Annotated in this window: 22 protein-coding genes; 2 read left to right on the forward strand and 20 right to left on the reverse strand. The window is 63.8% G+C overall.

Going from position 1 to position 24165, the window contains the following annotated elements:
- The first annotated feature begins 63 nt into the window (after positions 1-63).
- The gene (locus tag H597_RS0103235; RefSeq protein ID WP_028100865.1) at positions 64-534 is read left to right on the forward strand and encodes a DciA family protein; all 471 of its coding nucleotides are present in this window, start codon (positions 64-66) and stop codon (positions 532-534) included.
- Between the two features lie 93 nt (positions 535-627).
- Here the strand turns inward: H597_RS0103235 and lpxC are convergent, their stop codons facing one another.
- Both lpxC and H597_RS0103245 read right to left on the reverse strand, forming a co-directional pair.
- Positions 628-1563: a UDP-3-O-acyl-N-acetylglucosamine deacetylase gene (lpxC, locus tag H597_RS0103240; protein WP_028100866.1), complete on the reverse strand. Its 936-nt coding sequence runs from the start codon at positions 1561-1563 to the stop codon at positions 628-630.
- A 33-nt stretch (positions 1564-1596) separates the two neighbouring features.
- A complete protein-coding gene (locus H597_RS0103245) occupies positions 1597-2439 on the reverse strand; it encodes a DMT family transporter (protein WP_028100867.1) in 843 nt (280 codons plus the stop codon).
- A 210-nt stretch (positions 2440-2649) separates the two neighbouring features.
- On the opposite strand from H597_RS0103245, the gene H597_RS0103250 reads away from it, so the two are divergent.
- Complete coding sequence (locus H597_RS0103250) at positions 2650-3174, forward strand: SET domain-containing protein (protein ID WP_028100868.1); 525 nt, start codon at positions 2650-2652, stop codon at positions 3172-3174.
- Positions 3175-3238: 64 nt separating this feature from the next.
- On the opposite strand, the gene H597_RS0103255 is transcribed toward H597_RS0103250, so the two are convergent.
- From H597_RS0103255 to H597_RS0103340, 18 genes are all read right to left on the reverse strand, one after another.
- Positions 3239-3685 (reverse strand): hypothetical protein, encoded by a 447-nt coding sequence (locus tag H597_RS0103255; protein WP_028100869.1) that lies wholly within the window; start codon positions 3683-3685, stop codon positions 3239-3241.
- A 108-nt stretch (positions 3686-3793) separates the two neighbouring features.
- Positions 3794-4297, reverse strand: a complete 504-nt coding sequence (locus tag H597_RS0103260) for a peroxiredoxin (RefSeq protein WP_028100870.1) — start codon at positions 4295-4297, stop codon at positions 3794-3796.
- 80 nt (positions 4298-4377) lie between these two features.
- Positions 4378-5595 (reverse strand): cell division protein FtsZ, encoded by a 1218-nt coding sequence (gene ftsZ / locus H597_RS0103265; RefSeq protein ID WP_028100871.1) that lies wholly within the window; start codon positions 5593-5595, stop codon positions 4378-4380.
- 95 nt (positions 5596-5690) lie between these two features.
- Complete coding sequence (gene ftsA, locus H597_RS0103270) at positions 5691-6923, reverse strand: cell division protein FtsA (protein WP_028100872.1); 1233 nt, start codon at positions 6921-6923, stop codon at positions 5691-5693.
- Between the two features lie 15 nt (positions 6924-6938).
- Complete coding sequence (locus H597_RS0103275; RefSeq protein ID WP_028100873.1) at positions 6939-7703, reverse strand: cell division protein FtsQ/DivIB; 765 nt, start codon at positions 7701-7703, stop codon at positions 6939-6941.
- A gap of 16 nt (positions 7704-7719) precedes the next feature.
- Complete coding sequence (locus H597_RS0103280) at positions 7720-8679, reverse strand: D-alanine--D-alanine ligase (protein ID WP_028100874.1); 960 nt, start codon at positions 8677-8679, stop codon at positions 7720-7722.
- Between the two features lie 4 nt (positions 8680-8683).
- On the reverse strand, positions 8684-10072 hold the full coding sequence (murC, locus tag H597_RS0103285) for a UDP-N-acetylmuramate--L-alanine ligase (protein ID WP_028100875.1): 1389 nt from the start codon (positions 10070-10072) through the stop codon (positions 8684-8686).
- On the reverse strand, positions 10069-11139 hold the full coding sequence (gene murG, locus H597_RS35800; RefSeq protein ID WP_083940919.1) for an undecaprenyldiphospho-muramoylpentapeptide beta-N-acetylglucosaminyltransferase: 1071 nt from the start codon (positions 11137-11139) through the stop codon (positions 10069-10071). Before murG ends, murC begins: the two co-directional genes overlap by 4 nt.
- Entirely contained in the window at positions 11136-12347 is a 1212-nt protein-coding gene (gene ftsW / locus H597_RS0103295) for a putative lipid II flippase FtsW (protein WP_028100877.1), read from the reverse strand. The genes murG and ftsW overlap by 4 nt, the downstream gene beginning before the upstream one ends.
- Positions 12347-13849 carry a UDP-N-acetylmuramoyl-L-alanine--D-glutamate ligase gene (gene murD / locus H597_RS0103300; RefSeq protein WP_028100878.1) on the reverse strand — a complete coding sequence of 501 codons (1503 nt, stop codon included), beginning with the start codon at positions 13847-13849 and terminating at the stop codon, positions 12347-12349. The genes ftsW and murD overlap by 1 nt, the downstream gene beginning before the upstream one ends.
- Positions 13849-15018 carry a phospho-N-acetylmuramoyl-pentapeptide-transferase gene (gene mraY / locus H597_RS0103305; RefSeq protein ID WP_028100879.1) on the reverse strand — a complete coding sequence of 390 codons (1170 nt, stop codon included), beginning with the start codon at positions 15016-15018 and terminating at the stop codon, positions 13849-13851. The genes murD and mraY overlap by 1 nt, the downstream gene beginning before the upstream one ends.
- Positions 15019-15020: 2 nt before the next feature.
- The gene (locus tag H597_RS0103310; protein WP_028100880.1) at positions 15021-16466 is read right to left on the reverse strand and encodes a UDP-N-acetylmuramoyl-tripeptide--D-alanyl-D-alanine ligase; all 1446 of its coding nucleotides are present in this window, start codon (positions 16464-16466) and stop codon (positions 15021-15023) included.
- Entirely contained in the window at positions 16466-18001 is a 1536-nt protein-coding gene (locus H597_RS0103315; protein WP_028100881.1) for a UDP-N-acetylmuramoyl-L-alanyl-D-glutamate--2,6-diaminopimelate ligase, read from the reverse strand. The genes H597_RS0103310 and H597_RS0103315 overlap by 1 nt, the downstream gene beginning before the upstream one ends.
- A 9-nt stretch (positions 18002-18010) precedes the next feature.
- Positions 18011-19798, reverse strand: a complete 1788-nt coding sequence (locus H597_RS0103320; protein WP_028100882.1) for a peptidoglycan D,D-transpeptidase FtsI family protein — start codon at positions 19796-19798, stop codon at positions 18011-18013.
- On the reverse strand, positions 19798-20070 hold the full coding sequence (gene ftsL, locus H597_RS0103325; RefSeq protein ID WP_028100883.1) for a cell division protein FtsL: 273 nt from the start codon (positions 20068-20070) through the stop codon (positions 19798-19800). The genes H597_RS0103320 and ftsL overlap by 1 nt, the downstream gene beginning before the upstream one ends.
- A complete protein-coding gene (gene rsmH, locus H597_RS0103330) occupies positions 20067-21029 on the reverse strand; it encodes a 16S rRNA (cytosine(1402)-N(4))-methyltransferase RsmH (protein ID WP_028100884.1) in 963 nt (320 codons plus the stop codon). The genes ftsL and rsmH overlap by 4 nt, the downstream gene beginning before the upstream one ends.
- Positions 21030-21042: 13 nt before the next feature.
- Positions 21043-21471: a division/cell wall cluster transcriptional repressor MraZ gene (gene mraZ / locus H597_RS0103335; protein WP_028100885.1), complete on the reverse strand. Its 429-nt coding sequence runs from the start codon at positions 21469-21471 to the stop codon at positions 21043-21045.
- A gap of 477 nt (positions 21472-21948) precedes the next feature.
- On the reverse strand, positions 21949-24165 hold the full coding sequence (locus H597_RS0103340) for a M9 family metallopeptidase (RefSeq protein WP_035372912.1): 2217 nt from the start codon (positions 24163-24165) through the stop codon (positions 21949-21951).

Genomic DNA, 24165 nt, shown 5'->3' on the forward strand with positions numbered 1-24165 from the left:
TATATAACAATAGGCTAGCGTTGAAAAATTCACCTGCTGGGGCCGCCACGGTAAAATAGCGGCATGGCATTCTCCTTCACCAATCGCAAGCACGCCCCGCAGGAAGCCACGGATTTCCTGCGCGGCAACGCACGCCTGGCCGCCCTCTTGCCGGCCGTGCAGCGCATGGTGAATTTACAACGCGACTGCGCCGAAGTGCTGCCTTTGGCCTTCAAAAGCTGCGAAATCTTCGCCTTCGACGGCGGCGAACTGACCCTGGCCGTGCCGAACACCGCGGTCGCAACCAAGCTCAAGCAACAAGTGCCCAAACTGCAGGAATCGCTGAATGCGAAAGGGTGGCAAATTAACAACATCCGTTTCCGCGTTCAAATGCCGAAAGGGATCGCCCACGTGGGACCGAGCGGCGAAGGCTTGAAGTTGCCGGACATGGCCATCGACTCGTTCGACGAACTGAGCCAGAAACTGGAACCGACCGCGGCCAACGAGCCGCTGATCGAAGCGATGCGGCGCCTGGTCGCCCGCCGTCGCGGCTAGGCAACAAAAGTCCCAGTTGGGGTCAGGAAGAAAAACGGACATTCCAAGGAATGTCCGTTTTTCTTCCTGACCCCAACTAGGGACAAAAAAATCTTACAGGTAAGACCACTCGCGCGACATCTGCTTTGCGTAGGAAGGCGGGGCGGTGTCGAGGGAATCGAAGCTCACCAGCTCGTAGGAATCCGGGTCGGCCAGCATAGCGCGCAGCAGCTGGTTGTTCAGGGCGTGGCCGGATTTATGCGCTTCGTAACTGGCGATGATCGGGTGGCCGACCATGTACAGGTCGCCGATCGCGTCGAGGATCTTGTGGCGCACGAATTCGTCGTCGTAACGCAGGCCGTCCTGGTTCAGGATGCGGTATTCATCCATCACGATGGCGTTTTCCAGCGAGCCGCCGCGCGCCAGGCCGATCCCGCGCAGCATTTCCACATCCTGCATGAAGCCGAAGGTGCGGGCACGGGCAATCGCCTGGATGTACGACACGTCGCCGAAGTCCACCGTCGCGCGTTGCGCCGTGCCATCCACCGCCGGGTGGTTGAATTCGATGAAGAAGTCCAGCTTGAAGCCGTCGTGCGGCACCAGGCGCGCCCATTTCTCGTGGGCGCCCTTGCCTTCGCGGATTTCGACCGGCTTTTTCACTTTGATAAACTTTTTCGGCGCTTCCTGCTCCTGCACCCCGCCCTGCTGCAGCAGGTAGACAAAGGACGATGCCGAACCATCCATGATCGGGATTTCTTCCGCCGTCACGTCGACGTACAGATTGTCGATGCCGAGGCCGGCGCAGGCCGACATCAGGTGCTCGACGGTCGAGACGCGGCCGCCGTCTTTCATCAGTACGGTGGCCATGCGGGTGTCGCCCACAATGTCCGCCCTTGTCGGGAAGACAACTTGCGGACTCAGGTCGACCCGGCGGAAGACGATGCCGGTATCCGGCGCGGCAGGACGCAGGGTCAGCTCAACCTTGGTGCCGGAGTGCAGGCCGACACCTGTGGTGCGGACGATTTCTTTGATGGTTCGTTGTTTCAGCATGCAAGGATTATAGCGCCCCGGGCCCTTCCCCGCTTACGGGTGCTCGGCCTCGGCATGCTCGGTTTCCCGCCGTACCAGGTAGATGCCGGAGCCGATGATGATGGCCGCGCCCAGCAAGGTATAGGCGTCCGGCAGCGTATGCCAGAGCAGCCAGTCGATGCCCACGCCCCAGGCCAGGGCCGTGTATTCGAACGGCGCCACGATGGATGCCTTGCCCATGCTGAAGGCGCGCGTCAGCGCCAGCTGGCCGAAGAAGCCCGTCACCGCCAGCGTCGCCATGGCCGGCCATAGCGCCCAGTCGATCGCCACCCAGGCGTTGAACGCCAGCGGGGCAACGCCAACGCCCATCAGCGTCAACACCCAGAACATCACATGCTCGGGCGCGTCGGTCTTGGCCAGCACGCGGCCGGCGATGGCGGAGATGCCGTAGCAGACGGCCGAAGCCAATACCGCCAGGCCGGCGATCGAGGCGAAGTTGCTGCCGTCCGGGCGCAGCACCACCAGCACGCCACCCAGGCCGACGACAATCGCCAGCCACTGCCCCAGGCTGACTTTTTCGCGCAGGATGAACACCGCCAGCACCGTCACCAGCGCCGGCGCGATGAAGAAGATGGCGTAGGTATCGGCCAGCGGCAGCGATTTCAGCGCGAAGGCGAACAGCGACAGCATGGCGATGCCGACCGCGCCGCGCAGAATATGCAGCGACCAGCGCACTTTGAAGATACCGGTGAATTTGCCGCGGTAGGCCATGTAGGCGCACACCAGGGGCATTGAAAGCATGCATCGCAGCGCCGTCACCTGCACGCCGGGATAGCGCCCGGCCAGCACTTTCATGGAAGCGTCCATGAGGGAGAACATGGCGACCGCGGCCACCATGGCGTAAATAGCTTGCAGGTTTTCTCTTTGTTGCGGAGTCACGATGGGTGCCCAAAATCCATTACCGGGCCAGCCATTGTACTGAAAGAAATCGTTTGCTGCTGAGGCCGCCCTGGCTTAAGCGGGAACAAGAGCGCCACTGCATAGGCAGTCCATCGCGCCAATCTGAAAGAACTGACGAGGAAAATCGCGGCAGGTTATGATGGCGGGATGAATACAGAAGCTTTACTATTTGAAGAGACCGAGCCACTTTTCGTAGTGCACGAGTCGCCCGTGCATGGCCGCGGCGTTTTCGCGCGCCGGATGATCCCGGCCGGCACCCGCATCATCGAATACACCGGCGAAATCGTCGATTGGGAAGAATGCTGCCGCCGCACCGAAGAAAAAGGCGGCCCGATCGGCCATACCTTCTTCTTCAGCCTGAACAACGGCATGCTGATCGATGGCGGCACAGGCGGCAATGAGGCGCGCTACATCAACCATTCCTGCGAGCCCAATTGCGAAGCCGAGGAAGACGACGACTGCCGCGTCTACATCTGCTCCCTGCATGACATTGCCGAAGGCGAAGAGCTGAACTATAACTACGGCCTGATTTACGAGGCCCGCCACACCGCCAAGGTGAAGAAGGCATTCGCCTGCTATTGCGGCGCACCCTCCTGCACCGGCGTCATGCTGGCGCCAAAGAAACGCAAATCCCGCGCCAAATCCCCAACGCAGTCCGTACCGGCAATGTGAAGTATTGGAAACTGCGTCCTGCAAAACAAAACGCCCGGCAAGCCGGGCGTTCGCAGTCGACGCTTTATGCGCCGGCTTCCGGCGTCTGCGCCGGCTCCACCGGTGCTGCCATGGAAGCAGCACGCCCGCGTAAGCTCGTGATCCCCCTGAAAAGATGGAAAATCACGTAGGCGTGGAAGGCTACGGACATCCAGTCTTGGAAATACATGTAGAGAAGTGCGTCCGCGACGTAAACGCCGAGACCGAGATAGAAGGCCCACAGTTTTTCGCGCTGGGCGAAGTAGCCAATCACGCCATAGTAGCCAATGATCAGGAGCGCCAACGCCCCGCCGACCACCATCGCGCCGGAGAACACCGCGCTGGCCAGCGCCGTCATTGCCAGGCCGACGACAAACGAGGTATTGCTGCCGGAGTAGTAGAGAAACAGGTTGACCAAGGAAAGGCCGGCGATCCACCAGAACCAGCGCGCGCTGGAAAGGACGAATGGATCACTTGATACGGACGACTTCATGTATTGACTCTCAGGGAATAAACTTACTATTTTAGCACCCGGCGTTCCCTGCCCGCCAAATCAAAACGCCCGGCGTACCGGGCGTCTTTCTTTGGGACGCTTCGTGACTTACAGCTGGCCCAGCATGGTTTCGGCGTTCGACACTTCGAACTTGCCGCCCTGCTCGACGTTCAGTTGCTTGACCACGCCGTCTTCCACCAGCATCGAATAACGCTGGGAGCGGGTGCCCATGCCGAACTTGGAGAAGTCCGCGTCCAGGCCCAGGGCCTTGGAGTAGGCGGCGTTGCCGTCCGCCATCATGCGTACGGTGCCGGTGGCTTTCTGGTCGCGGCCCCATGCACCCATCACGAAGGCGTCGTTCACGGAGATGCACCAGATTTCATCCACGCCCTTCGCTTGCAGGTCGGCTGCGTGCTTGACGTAGCCTGGCACGTGCTGCGCGGAGCAGGTTGGGGTGTAGGCGCCTGGCAGGCCGAAGATCGCGATCTTCTTGCCTTTGGTGAGGTCCTGCACATTGAAGGTGTTCGGGCCGAGGGAGCAGCCTTCGGTCTCGGTTTCGATGAATTCGGACAGCTGGCCTTCCGGCAGTTTGTCGCCGATCTTGATAGTCATTCGGGTTCTCCTTCTTGTGAAAACCCAGAGTATAACTCCGCGCCGCCGGATGCGTGACCCGGCGGCGCGGCCGACCTTATTTAGTCAGCCTGCTTGCGCAGGAAGGCAGGAATGTCGTAGGTTTCCATGCCCGACTTGGCCAGCGCGTTCACCTGCTCGGTGGCCGATTCGCGGCGCCACACGGCTGGCTGCTTCTGCACGTCGGCCGGCACGCCGCTGAAGCCGGCGGAACCGAAACCGCCCACCGTGGCCGTTGCCGCCCCAGCCAGGCCGGCGTTGACGTTCAGCGGGTTGCCGCCGTGGGTGCCGGTGCGCAGTTGCTGCTGCTGGACCAGTTGCACATGCTTCTTGGCTTTGCCCAGGCCGGTGGCCACCACGGTCACGCGGATATCGTCGCCCATCGCGTCGTCGTAGGCGATGCCCTGTGCGATCGACGCGTCCGGCGCGGCGAAGGCGCGCACTGCGGCCATGACTTCCTTGATTTCCTTACCTTTCAGGCCGCGCGACGCGGTCACGTTGACCAGCACGCCGCGTGCGCCGGACAGGTCGACGCCGTCCAGCAGCGGCGAAGCGACTGCCTGCTCGGCGGCCACGCGGGCGCGGTCCACGCCGGAAGCGGTGGCGGTGCCCATCATCGCCTTGCCCTGCTCGCCCATGATGGTCTTGACGTCATTGAAGTCGACGTTGATATGGCCAGGCACGTTGATGATCTCGGCGATACCGGCGACGGCGTTGTTCAGCACATCATCGGCGTGCTGCAGCCATTCGATCAGGGACTCGTCTTCGTAGATCTCTTCCAGCTTCTCGTTGCAGATCACGATCAGGGAGTCGACGTTGGCGGACAGCGCTTCCAGGCCCGCTTCGGCGACGTCCAGGCATTTCTGGCCTTCGTGCGAGAACGGCTTGGAGACCACGGCCACGGTCAGCGCGCCCTGCTGCTTGGCGATTTCCGCAACGATCGGTGCGGCGCCGGTGCCGGTGCCGCCGCCCATGCCGGCCGCGATGAACACCATGTGCGCGCCGCGCAGCGCGTCTTCGATGCGGGCGCGCGATTCTTCCGCCAGCGCGCGGCCCACTTCAGGGCGCATACCCGCGCCCAGGCCTGATTCGCCGATCTGGATGATATTGGTCGCCTTGGACGCTGCCAACGCCTGCGCGTCGGTATTGGCGGCGATGAATTCCACGCCGCTCATGCCCTTGTTGATCATATGCTGGACCGCATTGCCGCCCGCACCTCCAACACCAACGACCTTGATGACCGTCCCCAGTGTCGCGTTGTCTACCATATCAAATTCCATGATGTACTCCTATCTAGATGCGGTTTCCAAGCGCCAGGCCTCATAATTTTAGGAGAACTGGAGATTGAAAACTGCGCTTTTTATCGAAAATACTTTTAAAAATTACCCAGGAACCATTCTTTCATGCGCTGCCAAACTGCCTTCACCGAACCATCCTGGCGCGTCACGATGTGGCCGCGCAGATACTGCTTCTTTGCTTCCAATAACAGGCCCAACACGGTTGCATAGCGCGGGCTGCGAACCACGTCGGCCAACTGGCCACGGTAGTCCGGCGTGCCCAGGCGCGCAGGCTTGAGGAAGATGTCTTCCGCCATCTCCACCATGCCCGGCATGATCGCGGTGCCGCCGGTGAGCACGATGCCCGACGAGAGCACGCCCTCGTAGCCGGACTCGCGCACCACCTGGTGCACCATCGCAAACAGCTCTTCCACGCGCGGCTCGATCACGGCCGCCAGCGCCTGGCGCGACAGGTTGCGCGGACCACGGTCGCCCAGGCCCGGCACTTCCAGGTGCTCGCCCGGGTCGGCCAGCACCTGCTTGGCCACGCCGTAGCGGATCTTGATCTCTTCGGCTTCGCCGGTCGGCGTGCGCAGCGCCATGGCGATATCGTTGGTGATCTGGTCGCCCGCGATCGGGATCACGGCCGTATGCCGGATCGCACCGTCCGAGAACACCGCCACGTCGGTGGTGCCGCCGCCGATGTCGATCAGCACCACGCCCAGCTCCTTCTCGTCCGTGGTCAGCACGGCATCGGCCGAGGCCATCGGCTGCAGGATCAGGTCCGACACTTCCAGACCGCAGCGGCGCACGCACTTGACGATGTTCTGCACCGCGCTCACGGCGCCGGTGACGATGTGCACCTTCACTTCCAGGCGGATGCCGCTCATGCCGATCGGTTCGCGCACATCCTCCTGCGAATCGACGATGAATTCCTGCGGCACCGTATGCAGCAATTGCTGGTCGGTCGGGATATTAACCGCTTTAGCCGTTTCGATCACACGCGCTACGTCGGTGGCGGTGACTTCCTTGTCCTTGATCGCCACCATGCCGCTCGAATTGAAGCTGCGGATATGGCTGCCGGCGATGCCCGCGTACACATTGCGGATCTTGCAGTCGGCCATCAGCTCCGCCTCTTCCAGTGCGCGCTGGATCGATTCGACGGTCGCCTCGATGTTCACCACCACGCCTTTTTTCAGGCCCTTGGACTCGTGCTGGCCCAGGCCGATCACCTCGTGGCGGCCATCGCCCATCACTTCGGCCACCACGGCCACCACCTTGGAGGTGCCGATATCGAGGCCGACGATCAGGTTTTTAGCGTCTTTAGTCATCTCTTTGCCCTGCTCTCAATGTTTCTTCGTTTCCGACGGGATCTTCAATCCCGCTGCGCTCAAGGCCAGGCCGTTCTGGTAGCGCATATCAATCGTTTCAATATTCGGCACGCGGCTCGTGATCTGCGGCCAGATCCGGACCAGGCGCTGCACGCGCTGGTGCAGCGTGTCAGGCGTTGCCTCGCGTCCCAGCGCCACACTGGCGCCGTTGTCCAACTTCACCGTCCATGCATAGCGGCCCGACAGCGACACGCTGAGCGGCACCAGGCTGACCGGTGCAAACCATTGCTTCAACTCGCCGTAGCGCGCCAGTACTTCCTTTTCGCTGCCTTCCGGGCCGGAAAACCCGGGCAGCTCGTGATCCTCTTCCGCTTCGGCCAGGTTGGCGGTGAAGACATCGCCTTTCACCGACAGCAGGCGGCCGTCCTCGCCCCAGGTGCCGAGCGCTTCATGCTCTTCCAGCGCCACGATAAGCTGGTTCGGCCACTCGCGACGCACGCTGGCGCGGCGCACCCAAGGCACCGACTCGAACACTTTGCGCACCTGCTCCAGGTCGGCGGTGAAGAAGTTGCCAACCAGGCGGCCCTGGGTGCCGTTGCGCAGCGTCAGGTGGTTCACGTGCTTGAATTCCGACTTGTCCATGGTTTCAACGCGGATGGAGCGCAAATCGAATACAGGACGATTCGCCACCCACCACACGCCGGCGACGGCGCAAGCCAGCACCGACAGCGCAAACAGGCCGCTGGCGGATGCATTCAAGGCTTTGACGTCGTGCCACATAAGGTTTCCGGTCCTTTTACTTCTTCAGTTTCAGCCGCGCGGTGCGCAGGATTTCCACGCACAGCTCTTCGTAGCTCACGCCGTTCGCACGCGCGGCCATCGGCACCAGCGAGTGGCTGGTCATGCCCGGCGAGGTATTCACTTCCAGCAGGAAGGGCTTGTTGTCCTTTTCGCGCAGCAGCACGTCGACCCGGCCCCAGCCTTCGCAGCCGACGGCGCGGTAGGCGGCAACGGCCAGGCGCTGCATCTCGTCCTGCATGGCCTGATCCAGCGCCGGCGGGCAGAAATATTGGGTGTCGTCGGTGAAGTACTTGTTCTGGTAGTCGTAGTTGCCGGCCGGCGCCACGATTTCCACGATCGGCAGCGCGCGCGCATCCTTGCCCGTGCCCAGCACGGCGACGGTGAACTCGCGGCCGGCCACGAATTCCTCAGCCAGCACGCAGTCGTCCAGCGCGGCGGCGGCATCGTAGGCGGCATTCAGGCCGGCCTTGTCGGTCACCTTGGTGATGCCGATGGTCGACCCCTCGTGCGGCGGCTTCATGATGAGCGGCAGGCCCAGGCGCGCGGCTTCCGCATCCAGGTCGGAATCGGCGCCCAGCACCGCATATTCCGGGGTCGGCAGGTTTTCGCGCAGCCACAGGATCTTGGTGGTGATCTTGTCCATGCCCACCGAGCTGGCCATCACGCCCGAACCGGTGTAAGGGATGCCCAGCAGCTCCAGCGCGCCCTGCAGGCTGCCGTCTTCGCCGTAGCGGCCGTGCAGCGCGATGAACACGCGGTCGAATTGTTCAGCGGCCAGTTCGGCCAGCGAACGCCGGCCCGGATCGAAAGCATGGGCATCGATGCCCTGGCTTTGCAAGGCCGCCAGCACGCCGGTGCCGGACATGATGGACACGTCGCGCTCGGCGGACAGGCCGCCCATCAGCACGCCCACCTTGCCGAAGGCTTGCGCTTCTTGTGCAGTCAGTTTCGTCATCGCGTCAAGCTTTCCAGTTCGTGAGTTTTGCCGGGACGCCGCTGATCGAGCCCGCCCCCATCGTGAGCACCACGTCGCCGTCGCGCACCACGTTCATGATCGTTTCCGGCATGTCGGCGATATTTTCGACAAATACCGGCTCGGCCTTGCCGCGCGCGCGGATCGCGTGCGCCAGCGCGCGGCCGTCGGCGGCCACGATCGGCGCTTCGCCTGCCGCATAAACGTCCGACAGCACCAGTACGTCGACCGTGCTCAGAACTTTTGCGAAATCTTCGAACAGGTCGCGCGTGCGGCTGTAGCGGTGCGGCTGGAAGGCCAGCAGCAGGCGGCGGCCCGGATAGGCGGCGCGCGCGGCGGCGGTGGTCACGTCCATTTCGATCGGATGGTGGCCGAAATCGTCCACCAGGGTGAAGCTGCCGCCCGCCGGAATGGCCACTTCGCCGTATTTGGTGAAGCGGCGGCCGACGCCGGCGAAGCCCGCCAGGCCGGCCTGCGTCGCGGTATCGTCCACGCCGATTTCGCGCGCGATGGCGACCGCGGAGCAGGCGTTCTGCACGTTATGCATGCCTGGCTGGTTCAGCACGATGTCCAGGTCCGGATAGCCTTCCTGCAGCACGGTGAAGTGCATCTGGGTGCCGACCGCGCGCGCATTGACGGCCCGCACTTCGGCGTCTTCCGCGAAGCCGTAGGTGGTCACCGGCTTGGTCACCTGCGGGATGATGGCGCGCACGTGCGGGTCGTCGATGCACAGCATGGCGCGGCCGTAGAACGGCAGGCGGTGCGTGAAGTGCACGAATGCTTGCTTCAGCTTTTCGAAGTCGTGCTCGTAGGTTTCCATATGGTCGGCATCGATGTTCGTGATGACTTCGATCATTGGCGTCAGGTTCAGGAAGGAAGCGTCCGACTCGTCGGCTTCGGCCACCAGGTATTCCCCGGAGCCCAGCTTGGCGTTGGCGCCGGCGGCGGTCAGGCGGCCGCCGATCACGAACGTCGGATCCAGGCCGCCTTCGGCCAGCACCGACGCCACCAGGCTGGTGGTGGTGGTCTTGCCGTGGGTGCCGGCGATGGCGATACCGCGCTTCAGGCGCATCAATTCGCCGAGCATCACGGCGCGCGGCACGATGGGAATCTTGCGGGCGCGGGCGGCGACCACTTCCGGATTGTCGGCCTTGACCGCGGTCGAGGTCACGACGGCGTCGGCGTTGCCGATGAAGGCGGCGTCGTGGCCCTGGTGCACGGTGGCGCCCATGTCGACCAGGCGCTGGGTAACCGCGTTCGCACCCAGGTCCGAGCCCGACACGTTATAGCCTAAAGTCACCAGCACCTCGGCGATGCCGCTCATGCCGCTGCCGCCGATGCCGACGAAGTGAATATTCTTTACTTTATGTTTCATGCGAGTGCTTCCAATTCTTGTGCGATGGCGTCGTTCGCGTCGCGCTTGCCCACTGCAAGCGCCGCCGCCGCCATCTTCTGGCAGGTGTTGCGGTTCAAAGTCTGCAACAGCGCCGCCAGGCTTTCCGGATTCAATTCCGTCTGCGGCATGTGGATCGATGCGCCCTGCTTGGCCATCCATTGCGCGTTGTCGCGCTGGTGGCTGGTGGTCGACACCACCAGCGGCACCAGCACGCTGGCCACGCCGGCGGCCGTCAGTTCCGACACGGTGATGGCGCCGGCGCGGCAGATCACGATGTCCGCCTGCGCGTAGGCGCCCGCCATGTCGTCGATGAAATCGACCACGTTTGCTTCCACATGCGCCTGCGCGTAAGCCGCGCGCAGGGCTTCGATATTCTTCTTGCCCGACTGGTGGGTCACCAGCGGGCGCTGTGCCGGCGCGATCAGCTTCAGCGCAGCGGGCAGCGCGTCGTTGAGCGCCTTGGCGCCCAGGCTGCCGCCCACCACCAGGATGCGCAGTACGCCTTCGCGGCCGGCGAAGCGCTGCTCCGGCGTCGGCAGCGCGAGGATTTCCTTGCGCACCGGGTTGCCGGTGACAACAGCCTTGCCGGCGACGGCGCCGAAATCGGCCGTGAAGCCGAAGAAGACTTTCCTGGCCATCGGGGCCAGCGTCTTGTTCGACAGCAGCAGCCCCGCATCGGCGTTCACCAGCGCCAGCGGCACGCCGCGCAGCCTGGCCATGACGCCGCCCGGCACGCAGACATAGCCGCCCATGCCCAGCACCACGTCCGGTTTGCGCTTGCCGATGAAGCGGAAGCAGTCCAGGAAGGCGCCGATCATCTTGAAAGCGCCGCCGATGGTGTGCGCCAAACCCTTGCCGCGCATGCCGCTAAAGTGCACCACGTCCATTTCCACGCCGTGCTTCGGCACCAGCTCCGTTTCCATGCCGTGCGATGTGCCCAGCCAGGACACCTCCCAGCCGCGGGCGCGCATGGCCTGGGCGATCGCCAGGCCGGGGAAAATGTGGCCGCCGGTGCCGGCCGCCATGATCATCAGGCGCTTGCTCATACCCGCCCTCCGCGCATCATCTGCCGGTTTTCGTAGTCGATGCGCAGCAGGATCGCCAGGCCGACGCAGTTGATGATGATGCCGGTGCCGCCGTAGCTCATCAGCGGCAGCGTCAGTCCTTTGGTCGGCAGCAAGCCGAGATTTACGCCCATATTGATAAATGTCTGTACACCGATCCAGATGCCGATGCCTTTCGCCGCCAGCCCCGCAAAGGTCTGGTCGATGGCAATGGCCTGGCGGCCGATGTCGAATGCACGCTTGACGATCCAGTAGAACATGCCGATGGTGGCCAGCACCCCGATCATGCCCAGTTCCTCGCCGATCACCGCCAGCAGGAAGTCGGTATGCGCTTCCGGCAGGTAGTGCAGTTTTTCCACGCTGGCGCCCAGGCCCACGCCATAGAACTCGCCGCGGCCGAAGGCGATCAGCGAATGCGTCAGCTGGTAGGCCTTGTTCAGGGCGTTTTCCTCTTCCCAGGGATTCAGGTAGGCGAACAGGCGCGCGCGGCGGAACGGCGAGAGCCAGATGATGGTCACGAAAATCAGCACCAGCATGCCGCCGATGCCGCCGAACCAGACCGCGTTGACGCCGCCCAGGAACAGGATACCCATGGCAATGCAGACGATCACGCCGAAGGCGCCCAAGTCCGGCTCGAGCAGCAGCAGCAGGCCGACGACGGCCACCGCCAGCGCCATCGGCGCGAAGCCTTTGGACAGCCGGTGCATGAATTCCTGCTTGCGCACGGTATAGTCGGCCGCATACAGCACGATGAAAAGCTTCATCAATTCGGACGGCTGGAACTGGAAGAGTTTCAGCGTCAGCCAGCGGCGCCCGCCATTCACGTTGACGCCAAGTCCGGGAACGAACAGGAGCGCCAGCGCGACCAGGGTGGCGATGAACAGGTAGGGCGCAGCCTTCTGCCAGTGTTCGATACGCACGCGGAAAGCGACGGCCGCCGCCACGATGGCGATGCCGATGAAGATCGCCTGGCGCTGCACGAAGTAGTAATTCTTGTAAGCGGCGAACTTGGGCGAATCCGGCAACGCGATCGACGCCGAATACACCATCACCATGCCGAACAGCATCAGCAGCAGCACCGACCAGACCAGCGGCTGGTCGTATTCCATCATCTTCGAATGGCGTGCGCGCCCGTCCAGCGGAGCTGGAGAGGCGGAACCACCGAAGCGGAATGGAAGCTGGAATGCCATCAGATCTCCTGCCCCGCATCAAGCGCGATCTCGCGTACGGTGTCGATGAACACCTGCGCGCGGTGCGCGTAGTTCTTGAACATGTCCAGGCTGGCGCAGGCTGGCGACAGCAGCACGGCATCGCCACCATGGGCCAGCGCGGCGGCGCGTTTGGTCGCCTCTTCCAGCGTGGCGACATCCTCCATCTTCACGCCGGTCGGCTCCAGTGCCGTGCGGATGGCGGGCGCATCGCGGCCGATCAGCAGCACAGCGCGCACGAAGCGGCGCACCGGGTCGGCCAGCGGCTCGAATTCCTGGCCCTTGCCGTCGCCGCCCGCGATCAGGACGAGCTTTTGCTCGCCGCCGAAGGACTGGCCCAGGCCCACCAGGGCTGCGACAGTCGCGCCCACATTGGTGCCCTTGGAGTCGTCGTAGTAGTCGACGCCGTTGATCGACGCCACCAGTTCCACGCGGTGCGGCTGCCCCTTGTATTCGCGCAGGCCGTGCAGCAGCGGCGCGAACGGCAGGCCGATGGCGCGGCACAGGGCCAGCGCCGCCAGCGCGTTGGCGGCGTTATGCGTGCCGCGGATCTGCAGCGCATCGGCCGGCATGAGTTTCTTGGTGAAGCATTCCACCGGCGCAGGCGGCGGATCGTTCTTGCGGCGCTTCTTCGGCGGCTCGACGTCTTCGCTCGGTTCAGCGGTGGCGAGCCAATACACGCCGCGTTCGCTGACCAGGCCGAAACTATTGGCCAGCGCCGGCGCATCGGTGCCGAACGTGACGTTTTCCCCGGTCGGGTTGGCCATCGCCATGGTCCAGCGGTCGTCGCGGTTCAGCACGCGCACGGTGTCTGCGCCGAAGATACGCTGCTTGTCGTCGGCGTAAGCCTGCATGCTGCCGTGCCAGTCCAGGTGGTCCTGGGTCACGTTCAGCACGGTGGCAGCGTCGGCCTGCAGCGAATACGTCGTGTGCAGCTGGAAGCTGGACAGCTCCAGCACCCAGGCCTGCGGCAGCGCATCGTGCTCCATCACGTCGCGCAGCACGTCCAGCGCGGCCGGGCTGATATTGCCGGCGACGCGCACCGACAGGCCGGCGCGCTCGCACAGCTGGCCGGTCAGGCTGGTGACGGTGGTTTTGCCGTTGGTGCCGGTGATGGCGATGACCTTCGGCGCGTAGGCGCGGTCTTCCTTCAGCCATTGCAGCGCCTGGGCGAACAATTCGATCTCGCCCCAGACGGGAATGCCCTTCTGCGCCGCGGCCGGGATGATTTCGGCCAGCTCTTTGTTCGGGGCCAGGCCCGGGCTGGCGCAGACGAAGTCGACGCCGTCCAGCAGCGCCGCGTTGAACGGTCCCGCGATGAACTGCGTGCCGGGCAGCTGCTCGCGCAGCAGCGGCAGGCGGTCCGGCACCGGGCGCGTGTCGGCCACGCGCAGCAGCGCGCCGCAGCGCGCCAGCCAGTGCGCCATCGCCAGGCCCGATTCGCCCAGCCCCAGTACCAGGGCAATTTTGCCGTTATAGATCATTAGCGCAGCTTCAGTGTGGACAGGCCGACCAGGACCAGCATCATCGTGATAATCCAGAAGCGCACGACGACCTGGGTTTCTTTCCAACCCTTCTGTTCAAAGTGGTGGTGCAGCGGCGCCATCAGGAATACGCGGCGGCCGACGCCGTAGCGCTTCTTGGTGAACTTGAACCAGCCCACCTGGATGATCACCGACAGCGTTTCCGCAACGAAGATGCCGCCCATGATGAACAGGACGATTTCCTGGCGCACGATGACGGCGATGGTGCCCAGCGCGCCGCCCAGCGCCAGCGCGCCGACGTCGCCCATGAAAACCTGGGCCGGGTGCGCGTTGTACCAGAGGAAGGCCAGGCCCGCCCCCGCCATCGCACCGCAGAAAATGATCAATTCGCCGGCGCCGGGAATGTGCGGGATGAACAGGTATTTCGAGTACGTTGCGGAGCCGGTCAGGTAGGCGAACAGGCCAAGCCCCGAACCGACCATCACCGTCGGCATGATGGCCAGGCCGTCCAGGCCGTCGGTGAAGTTGACGGCATTGGAGGTGCCGACGATGACGCAATAGGTCAGCGCGATGAAGCCCCACACGCCCAGCGGGTAGCTGATGGTCTTCACGAAGGGCACGATCAGGTCGGCCTTTGGCGGCAGGTCCATCGAGAAGCCCGACTGCACCCACTGGAAGAACAGCTCGAACACCTTGACCGGCGTCGGCGCCGACACGGAGAAGGCCAGGTACAGCGCGGCGGCGATGCCGACCAGCGACTGCCAGAAGTATTTTTCGGCCGAGCGCATGCCTTCCGGGTCCTGGCGCACCACCTTGCGGTAGTCGTCCACCCAGCCCACGGCGCCGAAGCCCATGGTCACGATCATCACCGGCCAGATCAGGCGATTCGACCAGTCGCACCACAGCACGGTAGCGACGCCGAGCGCGATCAGCAGCAGTACGCCGCCCATGGTCGGGGTGCCGTGCTTTTTCAAGTGGGTCTGCGGGCCGTCGGTGCGCACGGCCTGGCCGTATTTCATCACGGTCAGTTTGCGGATCACGGCCGGACCGGCGATCAGGCCGATCAGCAGGGCCGTGATGGTCGCCATCACGGCGCGGAAGGTGATGTAGTTAAAGAGGCGGAAAGCCCCGATGTCGTCCTGCAGGATTTGTGCCAGCCAGAGCAGCATGATTAGTGTGTTTCCTTTGTAGCTTGTTGCGATCCAATCAAATGCTGCACGACCCGTTCCATTTTCATGAAGCGGGAGCCCTTGATCAATACGGTTGCATCCGGCGTAGCTGCGGCGCTTACGGCCTGCAGCAGCGCGTCGAATTCCTGATGGTGCTCGGCGTGCGGCGCCATGTGGGCGGCCAGCGTGCCGGTGGCGAAGAAGCGTTCGATGCCTTTGCTTGCGGCGTAGGCAGCGACTTCCTCGTGAAACTCCTTGCCCTGCGTGCCGACTTCGCCCATATCGCCCAGCACGAGCACGCGCGGCGCCCGGGCCTTGGCCAGCACGTCGATGGCGGCGCGCACCGAGTCCGGATTGGCGTTGTAGGTGTCGTCGATCAGCAGCGCGCCGTTGGCGGCCTGCTTTTTCTGCAAGCGGCCGTTGACCGGCGCGAAGGCCTGCAGTCCGGCACGGATGGTCGAGGTGTCGATGCCGGCCGCATAGGCGCAGGCGATGGCCGCCAGCGCATTGCGGACGTTGTGCTCGCCCGCGGCCTGCAGCGACACGCTGAAGTGGCGCGGCACGGCGTCCGGCGTGGCGAAGCTCGCGGCGCTGCCGGCCGTCGAAGCGGCGGCCGGGTGGATCGTCACCTCCAGTTCGGCGCCGAAGTCGCCGGCGGCATAGGTGCAGCTCACGTTGGCGGCGGCGTCCAGGCCGAAGGTCAGCACGCGGCGGCCGACCGACATTTCGCGCCAGACCGGAGTGAACTCGTCGCCGTGCGGGAACACGGCCACGCCGTCGCCCGGCAGCGCGGACAATACGCTGCCGTTCTCGCGCGCCACCGCTTCCACGGTGTGCATGAATTCCTGGTGTTCGCGCTGGGCATTGTTGACCATGCCGATCGTTGGCGCGGCAATCGCGCTCAGGCGACCGATTTCGCCCGCATGGTTCATGCCCAGTTCCACCACGGCGGAACGGTGCGATGCATCGAGGCGGAACAGCGTGAGCGGCACGCCGATTTCGTTATTCAGGTTGCCGCGCGTCGCCAGCCTGCCCTCTTCGCCGTGGGCAGCGGCCAGGATGGAGGCGATCATTTCCTTGACCGTGGTCTTGCCGTTCGAGCCGGTCACGCCGATCACCGGCAGGGTGAACTGCCGGCGCCAGTAGTTGGCGATCTGGCCCAGCGCCGCCAGGGTATCCGGCACGACGATGGCCGGCAGGGTCCAGCCTGGCGGCAGTTTTTCGACGATGACGGCGGCCACGCCCTTGTCGAGCACCTGCTGCAGGAAGTCGTGGGCGTCGAATACCTCGCCGCGCAGGGCGACGAACAGCTGGCCGGCGCCGACGGTGCGGGTGTCGGTGGATACGCCGTCGAAGTCCAGCGCCAGCGCCGCGTCATTGGTCAGCACACCGTGATGCAGGTGCGCGCCGGCCAGCGCAGGCAGGATGTGGGCGAGCGTGCTGCGCATCAGTGCGGCCTCATCATGGTCAGGCGTGCGGACAGTGCCAGCTGCGCGTGCTCGGCGTCCGAGAACGGCATCTTGCGGCCCTTGATTTCCTGGTAAGGCTCATGGCCCTTCCCCGCCAGCAGGATCACGTCGGCCTTGCCGGCATTGCGCACGGCCGACAGGATCGCGGCGGCACGGTCTTCCACCGCCGTGAATTCGGAATTCGGATGGCCGGCGTCCATGCCAGCGACGATCTGGCGAATGATCTCCGCCGGCTCTTCGCTGCGCGGATTATCGCTGGTGACCAGCACGTGTTCGGCCAGCTGGGAAATCCGGCCCATTTGCGGGCGCTTGCCCGGATCGCGATCGCCGCCGCAGCCGAACACGCACCACAACTGGCCGCCGCGATCGGAAGCAACCGAGCGCAGGGCTTCCAGCGTCTTTTCCAGCGCGTCCGGCGTGTGCGCGTAATCGATCACCACCATCGGCGCATCCTGGCCGCCGATCTGCTGCATGCGACCGGGGGCCGGTTGCAGCGATTCGATACCATCGATGGCGGTGCGGAAGGCCACGCCCTTGGCCAGCAGCGCGGCCAGCACGGCCAGCGCATTGCTGACATTGAACGGGCCGACCAGCTGGGTGCGCACATGCGCATGGCCGAAGGTCGAATCGAGGTTGAACTCCGTGCCCAGGTTGCGGCTGCGCAGCGAGCTGGCGCGCAGCATCGATATGCCGGGCACGTTCGGCTGCGCCTTGATGTCTTTCAGCGTGTAGCCGATGATGGCCGGCTTGCGCGCCGCCTTGGAGGCCTTGATGTGCGCCACCAGGCGGTGCCCCATCGGGTCGTCCAGGTTGACGACGGCGTGCTTCAGGCCGGGCCAGTCGAACAGTATGGTCTTGGCGGCTTCGTAGTTCGCTTCGTCGCCGTGGTAATCGAGGTGGTCGCGCGTCAGGTTGGTGAAGATCGCCACGTCGAAATGCATGCCTTCGGTACGGCCCTGGTGCAGGCCGATAGACGAGGCTTCGATCGCCAGCGCACCGGCGCCGTCCGCATGCACTTCCTGCAGCTTGCGCGCCAGCAGCACGGCGTCCGGCGTGGTGTAGCCGGTTTCGTCGAATTCCACTTCGCCGCGGGCACGGAACATGCCCACGCCCAGGGTACCGATAACGGCGGTCGATTCGCCGACCTTGGCCAGCGCCTGGCCGGTCCACACGGCGCAGGAAGTCTTGCCGTTGGTGCCGGTCACGGCCACCGTGAACATATCGGCATCCGGCTGGCCGTACCAGGCGTGGGCAATCGGCCCAGCCTGTTTTTTCAGGCCCGGCACGGCCAGGTGCGGCACGGCGTGCGCCTCGTCCCAGGCGTAGCCACTATCGTCGTACACCACGGCGGCGGCGCCATTGGCAATGGCGGCGGCGATGAAGCTGCGGCCATCCTTGGCGTCGCCCGGATAGGCAAAGAACACGTCGCCGGCCTCGATGCGGCGCGAGTCGGATGCCAGCTGCGCGTTCGGCGCTGCCTGCCGCATCCAGTTGATGGTATCTTGATGGTTCATCGTATTCATTTACATGGCCTCCGGTCCGGTATCCGTCGGCACCACGATCTCGGTGACGTTCGAATCAGGAGGCACATTGGAGGCGCGCAGGGCGTTGATCGCCACTGCCGCGAAAGTTGGTGCTGCGACCGAGCCGCCGAAGTGGCCGTTTTGGGTCGGTTCGTCGATCATGACCGCAATGATGAAGCGCGGCGCCGACATCGGCACCATGCCGACGAAGGAACCGATGTACTTGCGCGGCATGGCGTAGTGGCCGTTCTCCACCTTGTAGGCGGTGCCGGTCTTGCCGCCCACGCGGTAACCCGGAATCTGCGCCTTCTTGGCCGTGCCGTCCTTGCCCGACACCACCGACTCCAGCATTTCGCGCATCTGGGCGGCGGTCTGCGGCTTGATGATCTGCTGGCCCAGCGGCGGCTTGCCCACCTTCTCGAACGAAAGCGGGATGGTGTCGCCATTGCGGGCAAACATCATGTACGAACGCGCCAGCTGGATCAGCGACACGGAAATGCCGTTACCGTAGCTCATGGTCGCCTGTTCGACCGGGCGCCAGGACTTGTACGGACGCACGCGGCCCGCCACAGCGCCGGGGAAACCCCACTTCGGCTGCTGGCCGAAACCGACCTTGGTGAACATCTCCCACATGTCCTGGGCCGGCATGCTGAGCGCGATCTTCGAGGTGCCGATATTCGACGACATTTCGATGATCTGGCTCACATTGATCACGCCGTGCGCCTTGGTGTCGGAAATCGTGCGGTCCAGAATGGTGTATTTGCCGGCGCCGGTATCGATATAGGTATTCGGATTGACACGGCCGGTATCCAGCGCCAGCGCCACCGTGATCGGCTTCAGCGTGGAACCCGGCTCGAAGGTGTCGGTCATGACGCGATTGCGCAGCTGCGCGCCGGTCAGGCTGCGGCGGTCGTTCGGGTCGTAGCTCGGGTAGTTGGCCAGGGCCAGCACTTCGCCGGTATGCACGTCGAGCACCACGGCGCCGCCGGCCTTGGCACCGAAGTGTTCGACGGCGTTTTTCAGCTGGGTGTAGGCAATGTACTGGATCTTGCTGTCCACCGACAGCACCACGTCCTTGCCGTTATGCGGTTCGATCTTGCCGCCGATATCCTCGACGATTCGGTGCTGGCCATCCTGGATGACGCGGCGCGAACCGGGCTTGCCGACCAAGTTGGCCTGCTGCGCCAGTTCCATCGACTCCTGCCCTTTGTCGTCCACGTTGGTGAAGCCGACCAGGTGGGTCATCACTTCGCCTTGCGGATAGAAGCGCTTGTATTCAGGGCGGATATCCATGCCGGCCAGGTCCAGCGCCTTGATCTTGTCAGCCACTTCCACCTCGACCTGGCGTTTCAGGTAGACCAGGTTGCGGTCGGAATCGAGCTTCTTGCGCAGCTCCGCCTCGCTCATTTCCAGCAGGCCGGCCAGGGCGCGGATCTTCTCTTTCGGCGCGGCTTGCAGCTCCTCCGGGGCAGCCCAGATGGCGCGCACCGGAATGGACGACGCCAGCACCTGGCCGTTGCGGTCGGTGATCTTGCCGCGCACGGCCGGCAATTCCTGGGTGCGCAGGTAGCGGTTGGCCCCCTGCTCCTGCAGGAATTGCTGCTGGCGGGCGGTGCCCTGCAGCCAGACCGCGCGCGCGGCCAGCGCGCCGAACGCGATAAAGAGCACGAACAGCACGACGCGCGAACGCCACGACGGCAGGCGCACCGCGAGCACCGGGCTCTTGGAGAAGGACATGCCTTGCGAACGCGCCACGCGCGCCGTTCCGGTTCCGCCGCTGGAGCGCATCACTGTTCGCCCTCCGTCAGGTACTGGGTGCGGTTCGGCGTGAGCTGGGTCATGCCCAGTTCACGGCGCGCGATCTCCTCGATACGGGCGTGCTTGCCGAGCGTGGACTGGTCCAGCTGCAGCTGCGCCCATTCGGTATCGAGCTGGCGCGCCTGGGTATTGGCATGTTCCAGGTCGACGAACAGGTGGCGCGCCTGGTACTGCGCGTTAACGGCCGACAGGCCGCAAGCGACCAGTAGTGCCGTCAGCACGATATTGATCTTGTTGCTCATGGCCCGCTTCCGGCCGGCAGGCGCATGGCGACGCGCATCACGGCGGAACGCGCGCGCGGGTTTTCAGCGACTTCCTTGTCGGACGGCTTGATGCGCGCCAGCAGTTTCAGCTCCGGCTGCGGCAGGTCGACCGCCTTGATCGGCAGGCGCCGGTCCGGCTGCTCCACCTTGGCCTTGGCGGCCAGGAACTGCTTGACCATGCGGTCTTCCAGCGAATGGAAGCTGATGATGGCCATGATGCCGCCCGGCTTCAAGGCGTTGAAGGCCTGGCTCAGGACCGATTCGAGGTCCTCAAGCTCCTTATTGACGAAAATCCGGATAGCCTGAAAGGTGCGGGTTGCCGGATCTTTGCCCTTCTCGCGAGTCTTGACCGCGCCTGCCACGATAGCGGCAAGCTGTCGTGTGCTTGAAATTGGTTCGACTGCCCGGCGAGCAACAATCGCCTTTGCAATCTGAAAAGCAAACCGTTCTTCCCCATAATCCCTTATCACCTTCTCGAGTGTTTTTTCCGATTCCGTGGCCAGCCACTCGGCTGCCGACATGCCGCGCGTGGTATCCATGCGCATGTCGAGCGGGCCGTCGTTGCGGAAGCTGAAGCCACGCGCGGCATCGTCGACTTGCGGCGACGAGATGCCAAGGTCCAGCAAAATGCCGTCGACGGCGGGAATGCCGCGTTCGGCCAGTGCATCCGCCATGGTGGCGAAGCTGTCGTGCACGATGGTGAACCGCCCGTCGCCGATGGTCTCGGCGTTGGCGATCGCTTGCGGGTCCTTGTCGAAGGCAAGCAGGCGCGCCTGCGGCCCCAGGCGGGACAGGATCAGCCGGCTATGCCCGCCGCGGCCGAACGTACCATCTATATAGATGCCGTTGGCGCGCGCGCCGTCCAGGCTGAGCGCATCCACCGCTTCATCTAACAGCACCGTGCGATGCTGGAATTCTGGCACCGAGGTCGTCGTCATCATGAACCGGGCCTCAGAAAGAAAAATCGGACAGGGTATCGGGCATGCCCACCTCGATGGTGGCTTGCTCGTTTTGGGCGCGCTTGACCGGATCCCAGATCTCGAAGTGGGTCAGCATGCCCGACAGCACGACTTCGCGGCCCAGGCCGACGGCCTCGCGCAATTCCGGCGCCACCAGGATGCGGCCGGCCGAATCCATCTCGACGTCGGCGGCATTGCCCAGCAAAATGCGCTGCCAGCCGCGGGCCGACATCGGCCACTGGGCGATCTGGTCGCGCTTGGCTTCCCAGACATGGCGCGGGTACATCAGCAGGCAGCCATCCGGGTGTTTGGTAAGCGTGAGGCGGCCTTCGCACTGAATCATCAGTGCGTCACGATGCTTGGCGGGGATGGACATCCTGCCTTTCGCATCGAGATTAATCGCTGACGCGCCTTGGAACACGCTTTACCTTCTCTAAAAAATCCCACAAAACTACACTTTTTCACACTATCGCCCACTTTAGAGGATGCTCACAAGGTGGTCAAGCGGTTTTCCCAATTGAAAATCCTGAATTGTCCAATGAAATGAAGGACTTAGCGCCGTTCCTTGAGAAACGGCCGGATTAAAAACCATTGAGAAATTAGGGACTTAGGAAAGATAGTGAAAGTGCTACTTCAGATGCGGGACTGGCCAGGCGAGGGAAAAGCGATTAGAAATAAATTTGGAAAACTGAGCACAGTTTCCCAAACGCAACGGTTTTTTATCAAACAAACAACACGCAAGCAGGGCCTGGCGGGACGCTGGGAACAGCGCCGATCGCGCATTGCGCGCGCTCTGCCAGAGGATCGCAACTTGCCACCCAGTATAGACCGGGTGGCAACTTGTATAGACAATTAGCGCTGCCGCCGCTTGCCTACATTATACGGCCTGCGCCGCTCCTTACTCGTAAGTCACGCCGACCGTGACGCCGCTGAACGGCTGCTTCGCTTCCAGCGTCAGGTAATACCAGCGGTTGGCGGCCGGGCTGGCGATGCTGATATTTTCCGCATTGCCGCTGTTGGTCGAGGCGAAGTCGTAGGAAGCGGTGCTGGGGTAGCGGTCCAGCGCCACGTACATATCCATATTGCCGCTGCCGCCCGCGCTCATGATCTTCACGTTCTTGGCGCCGGCCGGCACGATCAGGTGCAGGTAGGTGCGCGAACCGGAGGACAGGTTGCGGATGGCGCAGTTCTTGCCAAGGTAGCTCGGCGAGGCCTGGCCCGAGCAGGTCGGCAGGTTGGACACGCTGTCCGGCATCGGCGGCTCGCCCGCCGTGGTGGCCGCGTCGGCCCAGGCGGTGAACTCGTTGTCGTAGCGGGTGCCGATATCGCGCATGAAGTCGTTGTAGCGGCTGTAGTCGCCGACGCGGAACTTGGCCAGGATTTGGTCGACATCGCCACGGTGGCGCTCCATCATGAAGCGGGTCGCCATATAGCCCCAGCGGTAGGCGCGGTCCTGGTAATCGGACATCGCATAGGTGTTGCCGAAGATGTCGCTCAGGCGATATTTGTGGTTGCGCACCATATCGATCGCGGTCTGGTTGTTATTCTTCAGCGACAGGTATTCCGCGATGCCTTCGATCCACCACACGGTCGGCACCGAGGTGCCGGCGCCGAAGTCGCCGTACATATCGAAGCGGCCGTCGATGTAGTGCACGAATTCGTGCTCCAGGTTCCAGACCTTGAAGGTGGGGCGCAGCCAGGAAGCTTCATGGGCGATGAAGCGCGCCTGGTTGCCCGCTTCGGCTGGATTGCCTTCCAGGTACATGCCGCCGTTATTGGTGTCGATACCGTAGATCACGCTGGCGTACTTGCTGTAGTTGGCGTAGTCGTCGAACACCACCAGTTCCAGCGCGGTGTTATTGTCATGCGCCACCGGGGTGCGGTTCGTCTGCAGCATGGTGTGGGCATAGCCCTCTTCCGTCGCCAGCGCGGAGCAGATTTCCTGCACCTGGGCCGGGGTTACGTCCTGCGCGCGCAGGCGCAGCGTCGGGCTGCAGTTGTAGGTGGTCTTCAGCACGGCGCTGGCCAGCTGCTCTTCGAAATTGCACACGCCGTACTGCGCACAATTGCCGCTGTCGTAGTACTTGACCGCTTGCGCCGCCGCCAGCCACATGCCGCTATCGGCGCCCAGCATATTGCTGTTGTTCAGCGTGTTCTGCACCATCGGCTTGACCAGCGGCTTCAGGTTGGCGTACTGCATGAAGCGGAAGGTTTCGTTCGACGCGTCGTTCAGCTGGTAGCCGGCGCTGGAATTCAGCAGGGCGGACTTATTGGCCGTGATGAAAGAGTAAAGCGTATTGGCATAGGAAATATCGTTCGACAGCGTGGTCCCCACGTCCGGCGAAGTATGGGCGCGGAACAGCACCGTCAGCGCACCGGTCATGCCGCCGCCGGCGCTATCTTGCTTCAGCGCTTCGGCCGCGGTGGTGTTGGTGCCGTTATTGGTGAAGCGCGCCACCGTCGCCTTGGCGTCCGGCAGGAACTGCACCTCGTCGTGCATATTCGTGACCAGCTTCCAGGTCTCGATCGCCGTGGTCGGTGCCACGGTGTTGTTGGCATACAGGCCGCTGCCCCGGGTCAGGCTGTGCAGGGCGCTGCGCAGCGGTGCGCGCACCGATTCCGTCAGCGCCGGGATGGTGCCGCCGCTGGCCTGGTAATAGCCGGCGCGCAGGTAGAGCACCAGGTTCACCAGCTTCATATTCGTGCCGTTGTAGCTGCCCGCCTCGCTCGCCAGACGGCTCGAGATAGCGCTCACATTTGCGCTCGAATAAATTTTCGTGGCCAGTGCGGAATCGGCCGAGAACAGCGGATAAGTGCACTCGTAGTCAGGCAGCGTGGCTACGTACTCGGCCAATGCGGCGCCACTGTAGCCGGCCAGGGTGTTCATGTCCTTGCACGCCGGCGTGGCCGACATGAGCGACATGCTGGCTTTCATATTGCGCGGCATCAGGTCGTTGCGCGGCTTGCGCGTCGGCGCCAGGTCGAACTTGCTTTGTTCGGCGCTAGGCGGCAGGCTCTGGCGCTGGTGCGGGGCCGGCGGCTGTTGCAGCTTGTCGCCGGCATGGGCTTGTGCGGCGAGCAGCAAGGCTGCCGCGCCGATGGTTTTCAACATCAT

The sequence above is a fragment of the Pseudoduganella violaceinigra DSM 15887 genome (genome assembly GCF_000425385.1).
Lineage (GTDB): Bacteria > Pseudomonadota > Gammaproteobacteria > Burkholderiales > Burkholderiaceae_D > Rugamonas > Rugamonas violaceinigra.